5 protein-coding genes are annotated in these 11,795 nt (G+C 64.8%); all 5 read right to left on the bottom strand.

Going from position 1 to position 11,795, the window contains the following annotated elements; all coding sequences use genetic code 11:
* Positions 1–124: 124 nt before the first annotated feature.
* Positions 125–4,135 (bottom strand): non-ribosomal peptide synthetase, encoded by a 4,011-nt coding sequence (locus PM3016_RS22485; RefSeq protein ID WP_238540291.1) that lies wholly within the window; start codon positions 4,133–4,135, stop codon positions 125–127.
* Positions 4,136–4,174: 39 nt separating this feature from the next.
* Complete coding sequence (locus tag PM3016_RS40065; RefSeq protein ID WP_238540292.1) at positions 4,175–4,462, bottom strand: hypothetical protein; 288 nt, start codon at positions 4,460–4,462, stop codon at positions 4,175–4,177.
* A 186-nt stretch (positions 4,463–4,648) separates the two neighbouring features.
* The gene (locus tag PM3016_RS22495) at positions 4,649–7,183 is read right to left on the bottom strand and encodes a penicillin acylase family protein (RefSeq protein WP_014371058.1); all 2,535 of its coding nucleotides are present in this window, start codon (positions 7,181–7,183) and stop codon (positions 4,649–4,651) included.
* 23 nt (positions 7,184–7,206) lie between these two features.
* Positions 7,207–7,551 (bottom strand): acyl carrier protein, encoded by a 345-nt coding sequence (locus PM3016_RS40070; RefSeq protein WP_337999640.1) that lies wholly within the window; start codon positions 7,549–7,551, stop codon positions 7,207–7,209.
* On the bottom strand, positions 7,452–11,789 hold the full coding sequence (locus tag PM3016_RS41175; RefSeq protein WP_337999606.1) for a type I polyketide synthase: 4,338 nt from the start codon (positions 11,787–11,789) through the stop codon (positions 7,452–7,454). Before PM3016_RS41175 ends, PM3016_RS40070 begins: the two co-directional genes overlap by 100 nt.
* Positions 11,790–11,795 lie beyond the last annotated feature (6 nt).

Consider the following 11,795-nt stretch of genomic DNA (forward strand, 5'->3'; position numbering starts at 1 on the left):
TTTGAAATGAGCCTTTCCGAAATGAACCTTCGAAGCGAACCGGACGGACGTGCATCGGAAGCAGGGCCGGCTTCGCTGGGGAAGCCGGCAGCTGGTCGAAATCGGCATTTCAGGTGGGCGAAAGCTAGACGATGTGCGAGTACGATTGCGTGCGGTCGATCAGGCGGCCGACTTCCGGACTGTGAACGATCGAGAAATGGTCGGCGACCACGTGATGCAGAGACAAGGAGGTTACCAGCTCGGTCCAGATTCCTTCCTCTTCGTGGGAATCCGTGGCACGGAACAGCTGCACCTGCTCGATATCGAGCTTGGACGGCGGGGACGGCATGTATTTCTTGAAGGCTTTGACCGTGGTCGTATATACCTCGATCAGGCGCCGCACTTCCTCCGGCGAGGTGCCCTCGGGCAGCAGACCCAGGTTCTGAAGCTCCCGGCACATGCCGGCATGATCCAGATTCAGGGACTTCCAGGAGATCATGATGGAGTCCGAGATCGTCTTGCCCGGTCCTGCGGCCAGCTGGCGGATGAAGTTGTAGAGGATGGTCTCGGCATCCACCTCGGTTGTCTTCGACAGGTAGCTGTCAATGAGCGCCAGCTGGATCACTTCCTCCCCCTCCTGCTTCAGCCGCCGCGCGATTTCGTAGGCAATGAACCCGCCCATGGACCAGCCGCCCAGACGGTACGGGCCGTGAGGCTGGATTTGCCGGATCTCGTGAATGTAATGGTCCGCCATCTTCTCCACCGTATCGAGCGTAGAGTTCTCGGACACCACACCGTGAGCCTGAAGGGCATAGAACGGCTGGTCTTCACCAAGCTGACGCGCCAGAGTGAAATAGCAGGTGATGCTCCCCCCGACCGGGTGGATCAAGAAGAGCGGAATCCGGCTGCCCTTCCGGTTGATCTTCACAAGGCACCGCTCCGTATCCCGCTCGCCGCCCCGGATCCGATCCACCTGCTCCGCCCAATCGGCCAGTACCGGATATTCGAACAGGGTGCGCAGCGGGATGGTGCAGCCGTAGAGTGACTTCGCCTGGGAGATGACCTGCGTCGCCAGAAGCGAGTTGCCGCCCTGCTCGAAGAAGCTGTCGAGGACTCCGATGTTCGGTATCCCGAGAATGCTTCCCCAGATCGCGGCAGCTGTCTCTTCGGACGCCGTGCGGGGGGCGATATACTCCCGAACCGATGACGGCAGCTGCTCCGGCTGCGGCAGAGCGGCCGTATCGACCTTGCCGTTGACCGTCAGAGGGATGTGATCGAGCACGACATAGTGGGAAGGCACCATGTAATCGGGCAGCCTGCCCTTCAGGAATGCCTTCAATTCGTCGATGCTGACCGTATGTTCGCTGAGCACGATATAGGCTGCGAGCTGTGTAGTTCCGGCCGGCGATTTGCGCGGCAGCACCACCGCCTGCGCCAGCTTGCCGTACTGGGCAAGCGCCGCTTCAACCTCGCCGAGCTCGATCCGGTAGCCGCGGATCTTCACCTGGTGGTCCAGACGGCCGAGGAACTCCACCTGCCCATCGGGCAGGAAGCGGGCCAGGTCCCCGGTCTTGTACACCTTCGCCCCCGTACCGCCGGGCAGCGGATGCGGCACGAACCGCTCCCGGGTCAACTCCGGCTGTCCCCAGTAGCCCAGCGCGACGCCGGTGCCGCCGATGTACAGCTCCCCGAATACCCCGGTGGGTACCGGCTGCCCCTTCCCGTCCAGAATGTAGATCTCCATACCCGCCAGCGGACGGCCGACCGGCACGATGTGCCCCGGCTCCCAACCCGCTTCGGGTTCGAACATCGCGGCCGTAATGGTCGTCTCGGTCAGGCCGTAGTCGTTAATCCAGCGCACCCTGCCGCCGGTCACCTGTTTCCAGGCGGAATAGGTCTCGGGCGACACCTTCTCCCCGCCGACAATAACCAGCCTCAGGTCCTGAGGCAGCCCGGCGCGTCCATGCTGCAGGTCCGAGACGAGACTGTTCCAGTAAGCCGTCGTCAGGTTAAGCACCGTAATGCCCTGCTCACCGATCCAATCTAAAAACTCCCCCCCTTCTGTCAGATAGGCATCCTTCCAGAGCACCAGCTCCGCGCCGGCAAGCAGGGCCGGGAAGATCTCCTGCACCGCCACGTCGAAGCTGACCGAGGTGAACTGCAGTACCCGGTCCTGCGCCTCCAGACCGAAGAGCTCGGTGACACCTGCACAGTGGTTAACCACCCCCTTATGCGAAACCATGACGCCCTTCGGCGTTCCGGTCGAACCGGACGTATAAATAACATACATGAGATCGTCCTGCTGCACTCCGGTCACCGGAGGCACGGCCGACTCACTCTCTATCGCTTCCCGCATCGTATCGACGGCGATAACAGCGCAGTCTTCCTTCCTCAGCCGATCCGCGTGCGCTTCCACCGTAAGCAGAAGCTCAGCCCCCGAGCTGCGAAGCATAAGCTTTTGGCGCTCCTCCGGATACGACGGATCAATCGGCACATAAGCCCCGCCGCTCTTGAGAATGGCGAGCAGGCCGGCCACCATGTCGATGGAGCGTTCCATGCAGAGCCCGACGAGTTTGCCGCGTCCCGCCCCCCGGCCGATGAGATAATGAGCCAGCCGGTTCGACCGCTCCTCGAGCTCCCTGTACGTGCACATCTGCCCGCGGTGCCGGACGGCAGGGGCTTCCGGCGTACGGGCCGCCTGTTCCGAGAACAGCTCATGGATGCAGGCCTGAGGCAGCTCACGGGCCGCCTGCCTGCCGCTCCATACATCCACAATCCGGCTCCGTTCTTCCTCCTCCAGAATCGGGAGATCGGCGATGGACCGCTGCGGATCGTCGGCAACAGCCTCCAGCAGGCTGCGGAATTGGCCCAGCAGACGCTGGATCGTCGCTCGGTTATAGAGATCGGTGTTGTAATCCATGGAGCCCAGCATTTCGCCGTTCTGCTCCGTAATCGTGAAGTTGAGCTCGAAGGTCGACGTCTTCTTCTGGAACTCATACGGCTCGATCGAGATATCCGGCGACAGCTGGATGTCCTCCACCGGAGCGCTCAGATGCATGAGCATCGTCTGGAAAAAGAGGTTATGGCTCATGTCCCGCTCCGTGCGCAGCTCTTCCACGAGCTTCTCGAACGGGATGTCCTGGTGGGCGAACGCGCCGAACGCCGTCTTGCGCGTGCGCTTCAGCAGCTCGGCGAAGGTCGGCTCTCCTTCGAGGGAGGTCCGGAGGACGAGCGTGTTGATCAGCTGGCCGATCACGCCCTGCAGCTCCGGCTGGGTCCGTGCGCTGATCGGTGTGCCGATGCAGATATCCTCCTGCCCCGTATACCGGTACAGCAGCGTCTGGTACGCGGCCAACAGCGTCATGAACAGGGTGACCCCGTTCCTGCGGCTGACTTCACCCAGCCGTGCCGTCAGCTCCTTCGGGATGGTTATCTGAACGTTGTCCCCGTTGTACGTCATCACCGGAGGTCTCGGCCGGTCCATCGGCATCCGCAGCACCGGAAGCTCGCCGCCCAGCTTCTCCTTCCAGTAATTCAGCTGCTTGTGATACTGTTCCCCCTGCATCTTCGCCTTCTGCCAGTAAGCATAATCCGCGAACTGTACGGGGAGCGGCGGAAGCTCGCCGGCCTCTCCTTTCGTTTCGGCGGTGTAGAAGTGCGCGAGCTCCTGGATGATCTTCCCGAGGGAGCCGAAATCGGCGATGATATGGTGGATCGTGAAGAGGATGAGCTGATCGTCTTCACCAAGCCGGTACATCCGGGCACGAAGCAGCGGACCGGTATCCAGCCGGAACGGCACCTCGGCCTCCGCATTCATGAGCCGGACGGCTTCCGCCTCCCGCTGCTCTTCCGGCAGCGCGCGCAGGTCTGTGATCGGCATCGACAGGCGCAGCTCTCCGTGGATGACCTGGCAGGGCTCCTGCCCCTCGAACCGGAAGACGGTGCGCAGCGATTCATGCCGGGCGATGATCCGGTTCAGTGCACTCTCGAACCGCTCATGCTGCAGGGGCCCCCGGAAACGGAACGCCTTGTTGATATTGTAGTGAATGCTGTCCGGGTCGAGCTGATGGAGGAACCACAGCCGGTATTGGTCAAAGGAGAGCGGCAGCGGTTGATTGCGGGATACACGTTCCAGCGTTACAGTTCCATTCATCATTCCAACATCCTTTTCCGTTGAATTAGTCGGTGATTGTTTCTACTCGGTTCCCTTCAGCTGCAGCTTCCCTTCCGGCGCCGCAACTGGCTGCAGCGGCCGGTGATGACCCTGCTGCCGCTGCGCCCACAGCCCGGCCGCCAGGCGGACCTGCCAGCTGCCGCCGGCGGCCAGCAGCCCCCCAAGCACGAAGGGAAGCAGCAGGACGGCGGCGGAGGCGGCCATGCCGCTCAGCCCGAAGGCTCCGCCGATCCGCTCCGTGAAGACGAAGAGCTCCGTAGGGTCCGCCAGGAAGAGGACGGGACCGATCCAGCCGATCCCTCCGCTCACGAAGGCGAGCCAGCCCGCTGGGCCGGCTCCTGCGGACCAGAGCCAAGAGAGCCCCGGCGGCCAAGGTCATGTACCAGTCCATCCAGGCGGTCACGAGCAGCATGGCGGCAGTGGAGGCCAGCAGCCATGCCGCCCCCTTCATCATTCGTTTCCCCATTCCTTGTACTCCCGCCCTTTCCGATCTCCTCATGGGGCTTTCCTCCCTCCTGGCTCCAGCGTCCAGACGGGATTCCCGCCTGCCGAAGCCTGGTCGAAGAGCAGGAACTCATTGTACTGTCCTTCCCACCAGGGATTCATCCGGTTGAGGTACCAGGGGGAGCCGGGATTCTCGCTCTGCCCGCCGGGATAGCTCGTCAGCGTACGGCCGCTGCCCCAGTCGGCAATCATGCGCCATGTCGGGCCGTGCACCGATTCCCTGACTCCGACGGAATCCAGCGAGTACAGATTGCCCCCCGATCCTTGGGGCCCGTAGCCCAGGGACGGGATACGGGTCAGGGCCGGGAAGTGCCGGGTGTGCAGCCGGCTCCAGGCCCACTGGTGTGGATCCCCGCCCAGCTTCCCTCTCAGTTCCTCCACCGCCTGGCGGAAGGCCGTACGCATCACCTGAGGAGCCTCTCGTTTTTCTCCGGTTACCGGATTCGAGAAGTACGGATTCCCCGGGTCATTCAGCGTCCAGGCTTCCAGGCTCATGACGAGCGACGGCTTCTTCGGCGATACCGCCAGCCCCGGATGCTCCTTCACGGGAACCGAATGCTTCTCCCACCAGGGACCGAACGTCTCCTGCAGGTACTTTTCCCAGAACACCCACCAGACGGAAGCGGCGGACGAGCCCTCCTCCGCCTTGTAATTCCACCGCTGCAGTTCGGCGGCCGCCCGGCGCTCCACGCCGCTCAGCGTCTCTCCCTCCAGCGCTTCCAGCAGCCTTGGGACCACCGCCGAAGCAAGCGGATCATAGGTGTCATGCTGAAGGAGCTTGAAGGTATCGGAGTCCACCTTGCCCGCCTCCGCCAGCTCCTTGTAGATCCGGCCCGCCCGGTAGCCCGGGTCAAAATAAGCGCTGGTCCCCAGGTAATGCGGGTAAGCGGCGCCCGTCTGGCGCTGGTTGGCCGAGGAGATTACGCCGTCCGGCGGATTGTGGCTCTGCGGGTTCTGCTCGTAAGGCACCCAGCCGGTGCGGTCATGCTCCCCGCTGCCCGGCATCGGCAGCCAGGGCTTCGTCCCTTCGGGAAACGTCGGAATTCGGCCTGCCGTGATTACTCCGATGTCCTTCGCGTCCGCATAGAGGAAGTTCATCATGGGAGCCGTGATCGGCCGAAGGACTTCCTTGAATTCGCCGAAGGACTTGGCCCGCAGCATGCCGGTCAGCGATGCCATGTTGAGCGACGGCACGGAGCCGAGCCAATCCACCGCCAGCGTCCGGCCCTCCTGGATAAGGATGGGACCGTGCACGGAAGAGAGAATCCGGATCGTCTCCGATGCGCCGCCCTTGATCTTCACGGTCTCTTCCCGGACCTCGAAGGGCTTCCACTCCCCTCTCCAGTAGTAGTGGTCCGGCTTGGCCGGATCGGTCTTCTCCTCGTAGTAGAAGGTTTGCTGGTTCTGTCCGCTGGTCATCGTCCAGGCGGAGGATGCGCTGCGCCCGACCAGCACGGCGGGTATGCCGGGAACCGACCCGCCCCCGAAGGAGAAGCCCGGGGAGTCCACATGCACCTCGAACCATATCGATGGGATCGAGTAATCCAGATGCGGGTCTCCGGCGAGCAGCGGCTTCCCGGAAGCGCTCTTCGAACCGGCGACCGCCCAGCCGTTGCTGCTCGGATTCTCGTGCACGGCCATGGAGGGAAGCGACTCCAGGGTATGGAGCAGCTCCAGATGGGCCGCCAGCAGCGGTGCGTCAGCGCCGGACGCGGAAACGCCCGCACTGACGCCGGATCCGGTATGCCCGCCTGAAGAGGCTCCCGGTGCGCCTGCCGGCGCTGCCGCAACGAACGGATACTGACGGTTCGGCGGCAGGACCGGCATCAGCTCCATGGTCCGCTCGTAACCGAGCGTCTCCGACCAGATCGCATAATAGACCGGCAGCTTGCTGAAAGACATCATCTGTGAGAGCAGATTCGTCAGCAGCAGCGTATCCTGCCCCTTCCACGGCTCCGGCTCATAGCCCATGAGCTTGAAGAGCGAGGGCAGCGTTCCGGAAGCCTTTTGCTCCCGGATCACTTCGTTGACCCCCTCCGCATAAGCCTCCAGAATCTGCCGGGTCTCGCTGTCCGGCTTCAGTCCGTTCCACGCCTGCTCCGCGTGGCGGGCAAGGCCGAGCTGCCGCTGGAAGGTGTCCGAGGCCAGGGCGGACCGTCCGGTGACCTCGGCCAGCCTACCGCCCGCCTGCCTCCGCATCAGGTCCATCTGATGCAGCCGGAAGGAGGCGTGCAGGTACCCGACCGCCATCCAGGCGTCACGGTCCGTCTCCGCCTTCACGTGCGGTGTCCCGTCCGCCTCGAAGGCAATCCGGACTCCGCCGCCCAGTCCCTCCAGGGTCCGGTTACGGCCCTCCGCCTCCCGTGCGTCCGCCCGAAGATCGGTCCAAATTCCATCGAACGGGTGAAACACCGACGCCAGCGCGGGAAGTCCGGCGGCAGGTTGACCGGCTGCAAAGAGGACTGCGGTATTCAAGCAAAGCACCGCTGCAAAACCCGTCCATAAACCGAACGTCCGCATTCTCATGCCGTGATGCTCCTTTCTGCCTGTTAGCCCTGCAGGTTGTTCAGTTCCTTCTCAATCTCTTCGAGCGAGTGCCCCTCCAGCTCCCGCAGAAGCCGTTCCACTTCGTCCTGGTCTTCCTCCTGTCCTGCAGGCGACGGCTGCTCCGGCGGCGAAGCCGGTGCTCCCTGCGTTTGCTCCTGTACCGGCGGCTGCACCGCCTGCGCTTCCGCATGGAGCTGCGGATTCCCGTTTTCCGCCGGAGCGGCGGCAAGGGCCTCGTTCACCTGCTTTACCAGGCCCGCGATCGTCGGCTCGTCGAACATGTTCTCCAGCTGCAGCTCGATATTGTAGTGGCTGCGCAGGCGGGAGAACAGCTGGATGGCGAGCAGCGAGTTGCCGCCGAGTCCGAAGAAGTCGTCGTCCGGGCCGATCGGGTGAATACCGAACAGCTCTCCCAGATCGCGGTCACTTCCTCCTCGACGGACCGGGGCACCGGACTGGACGGTGCGCTTCCCTGCTCAGGGGCGGCTGCGGTATCACCCGCTTCGGCCGAGGCCTGCAGCGCCGATGCCGCTGCAAGGCCCGGCATCCGGTCTTCCGCGAGCTCCCTGCGTGCGGCCGCTGCGGCCTGTGCCGGCGGGCTCCCCAGCAGACCGGCGAGAGCTGCCGCCTGCTCGGCCGCCTCCCACTCCCGGCGGTCGAGCCGGACGGCTGTCACGGCTAGTCCGCTGCGGAGATGCAGCCCTTCGGCCAAGGCGCCGAGCTGTGCCTCCGCACGGCGCGGGGATTCCTCCTGCGCAGAGATCACGGCAGGCCGTTCGCTGACGCACAAGGTAAACGACGGGGCGTAGGCCTCAAGGAACGGCAGAAGCGACAGCAGCCCGGAGTACGCTTCTTCGGCAGAGGCCGGCCCGATGACCAGGCCGGCCGCCGGGCCGAAGCGCGAAGCCGCCCGCCGTACGGCCTCGGCCAGCGCTTCCGGCGAGCCTGAAGCCGTGGGCTCCAGCGCCAGAGCCGCCCCCCTTGCAGCGAGCCGGGCAGCCGCATCTGCAGAATCTCCTGCTTCGGCAGCCGGTGCCGGCTCCGGGGTCTCCGCTGCTGCAGCAGCCTCGGGACCGTTCCCGATCCCCGGCAGCGCAGACTCCTCAAGCGGATAGTCCGCCGGTACCAGGAAGACGAACTGCCGGTATCCCCGGTCCGCCAGGCGCTCGGCCAACTGAAGCTTGAGCGCGTCGGGCGCGCCTGTGAAGACGATGGCTCCCCCATCGGCTGCCGGATCGGCCACCGCGTCCATGCCCTCTGTGCGCACCTCTTCGAGTGCCGGCACGTACCGGTGCAGTCCGCGGTAGGCTGCTTCCGCTTCCGGCAGACCCTCCGCCAGAAGCTCATCCGCCCAGCGCGATGCCATCCGGGCCGCAGCGGCGTCTTCTGTCGGCGCCTGTACGTCTAGGCGGCGGAATTCCGCTTCCGGCAGGCGCTCCGCCCAGTCGCGGGCGGCCGCAAGGACTGCGGCACGATCCGCTTCAGGGATCTCGGCCCCCGAAGCGTTCACCGCGCCCGCGGTCACAACACTCACGCGGGGGATGCCGGCTGGCGCCTGGCTGCGCAGCGCCTCGCCCAGCGCTTCCAGCCGCGCTGCATCCGGTGCGGTTCCCTCTGCGGCAAAGACGATCCGGGCAGGCAGGCCGCCGGTGTCCGCCGTATAGCGCTGCAGCACCTGCGCCGGTTCGGTCCCGTCAGTGGAGAACAGGGTCACCCCGCGCTTGCCGAGCGCATCCCCGATCAGCCGCACGAGCGTTCCCTGCGGGCTGCCCAGCAGCAGCCAGGAGCCGCCGGCAGCATCTGCGGCAGGTACCGGCACGTTCGGCGTACGCTTCCATACGCCGGCAAAGATTCGCCCTTCGGCCGGCACCTCAGCGGAAGGCTGCGCTGCAGCGGCCTGCGGCAGACCGGCCGCATGCCTATCGATCCAGTAGGAGCTGCGCTCAAAAGGATACGTCGGAAGCGGAATCCGCTGGGCTCTCGCTCCGCGGTGCAGCGCCTCCCAGTCGGGGGCGGCGCCTTCGATCCACAGGCGTCCCACCGCCTGCAGCAGCACGGCGCGGTCCCCTTGGCGGTCCTTCGGATGCCGGGTCAGCGGCACCGCGACAGGACTGCCGCCATCCTGTTCATGCTGCCACACAAGACCGGTCAGCACCTGTCCCGGCCCGACCTCCACGATGAGCAGATCCGGATCGGCCAGCAGCGTCTGCACACCGTCCGAGAAACGTACCGTTCCGCGGAGATGACGCGCCCAATACTGCGGGTCCACGGCTTCCTCCGGCAGGATCGGCAACCCGGTCAGGTTCGAGAGGAACGGCTTGGAAGGCGGACGCCTCTGGGCAAGGGCCACTTCGTCAGCGAACGCTTCGAGCACCGGGTCCATCATCGCCGAGTGGAACGCATGGGACGTATGCAGCAGACGGCCTTCGATCCCTTCAGCCGCCAACCTGTCCCGCAGGGCTTCGATCTCCTCCGCCGGTCCGGCGGCCACGGCCAGCCCCGGCGCATTCACGGCGGCCAGGGAGAGACTGCCGCTCATGCGCTCCAGCAGCTGTGCCTCGGGCAGCGGTACGGACAGCATCGCCCCGGCCGGCATGCTCTGCATAAGACGGCCCCGGACCGCTACGATCCGCAGCGCGTCCTCCAGTGAGAAGACGCCGGCGAGTGCGGCTGCGGTATATTCGCCGATGCTGTGCCCGAGCATGATCTCCGGCTCGAGACCCCAGGAGATGAGCAGCTTCGCCAGTGAATATTCCACGGCGAACAGGGCCGGCTGGGTGATGGAGGTCATCTGCAGCTTCAGTGCCGCCTCTTCCCCGCCCGATTCGGGATAGATCAGCGCCCGCAGATCCGTGCCGAGCTCGGGAAGAAGCAGCTCGGCGCACAGGTCCAGCGTCTCACGGAAGAGCGGCTCGCACGCATACAGCTCCTGAGCCATGCCGACATACTGTGAGCCCTGGCCCGGGAAGACGAAGGCGAGCTTCCTGCCCCCGGCCGCCCGTCCCCTCCAGAGCTTGCGGCTGTCCGGGCTCCGCAGAATATCGAGCGCTTCGGCCGCCGTGCGGGCTGCCAGCACCGCCCTGCGGCCGAACTCCCGGCGGCCAACCTGCAGCGTGTAAGCCGCATCCCGGAGATGGGTTCCGGGGTGGCTATCGAAATAAGTCCCCAGCTGCAGAATCGCCGTGTCCAATGCCGAGTCCGTATGAGCCGAGAGGATAAGCAGCTGATCTTCTTCCGGTTCTCTCCCCGCTTCCGCCTGGTCCTCTGCGGCTTCCGGCACCGGAGCTTCCTCCAGTACCACATGAGCGTTCGTCCCGCCCATTCCGAAGGAGCTGACTCCGGCGTGCCTCGGCGATCCGTCGGGCTGGCCCCAGTCGCGAAGCTCCGTGTTCACGAAGAACGGGCTGCCCGCAAAGTCAATGTTCGGATTCGCCTCCTCAAAGTGCAGGGTGGGCGGAATTTGCTTGTGGTACAGCGACAAGGCCGCTTTGATGAGACCTGCGACGCCGGATGCGGCGCCGAGGTGCCCCATGTTCGACTTGACCGAGCCGATCGCGCAGTAATTGCGGTCATCGGTAGCGGAACGGTAGACGCGGGTCAGCGCGGAGATCTCGATCGGGTCGCCGAGCGGCGTGCCCGTGCCGTGCGCCTCGATCATGCCGACGCTGCGCGGGTCCACTTCGGCCATCGCCATCGCATCGGCGATCACCTCCGCCTGCCCGTTCACGCTCGGCGCGGTGAAGCCTACCTTATCCGCTCCGTCGTTGTTGATCGCGCTGCCCTTGATGACGGCATAGATCGTATCCCCGTCCTCGAGGGCATCCTCCAGCCTCTTCAGCACAACGACCCCTACGCCGCTGCCGAAGATCGTGCCCTTCGCCTTCGCATCGAACGGACGGCAGTGCCCGTCCGGCGTAAGAATGCCGCCCTCCTGGTAGAGATAGCCGCTCTTCTGGGGCACGACCACCGAGACACCGCCTGCGAGCGCCATGTCGCACTCGCCGCCGAGCAGATTCTGCACCGCCATATGCACGGCCACCAGCGACGTGGAGCAGGAGGTCTGGACGCTGACGCTCGGCCCCTTCAGGTTCATTTTGTAAGAGACCCGGGTCGCCAGGTAATCCTTCTCATTGCCGTGCCGCACGGTGAGCTCGCCTACCGACTCCACAAGCCCCGGCTGGGTGTACAGGTTGAACAGGTAGGAGCTTGTGAAGACGCCTGCAAAGACACCGATGCGTCCCCCGAACTTCTCGGGCGCGTACCCTGCCAGCTCCAGCGCTTCCCAGCAGTTCTCAAGGAACAGCCGGTGCTGGGGGTCAAGAATCTCCGCTTCGCGCGGGGTGAAGCCGAAGAACGAAGCGTCGAACCGGTCGATGCCCTCGAGCACCGAGCCGGCCTTGACATAATTGCGGTGGCCGAGCTGGGAAGCAGGCACCCCACTCTCCACCAGCTCCTCGTCGGAGAAAAAGGTAATGCTCTCCCTGCCCTCCTTCAGTGCCTTCCAATACGCATCGATTCCTGAGGCTCCCGGGAACCGGCAGTTCATCCCCACGATTGCAATTTCCGATCCGTTCCTTGTATCCACAGGTGC

The sequence above is a fragment of the Paenibacillus mucilaginosus 3016 genome (assembly GCF_000250655.1).
Classification (GTDB): Bacteria; Bacillota; Bacilli; order Paenibacillales; family NBRC-103111; genus Paenibacillus_G; species Paenibacillus_G mucilaginosus.

What these genes read in the sequence shown, in the direction of transcription:
- PM3016_RS22485 (WP_238540291.1), bottom strand. Translation starts at nt 4,135, where the DNA reads ATGATGAATGGAACTGTAACGCTGGAACGTGTATCCCGCAATCAACCG.
- PM3016_RS22495 (WP_014371058.1), bottom strand. Translation starts at nt 7,183, where the DNA reads ATGAGAATGCGGACGTTCGGTTTATGGACGGGTTTTGCAGCGGTGCTT.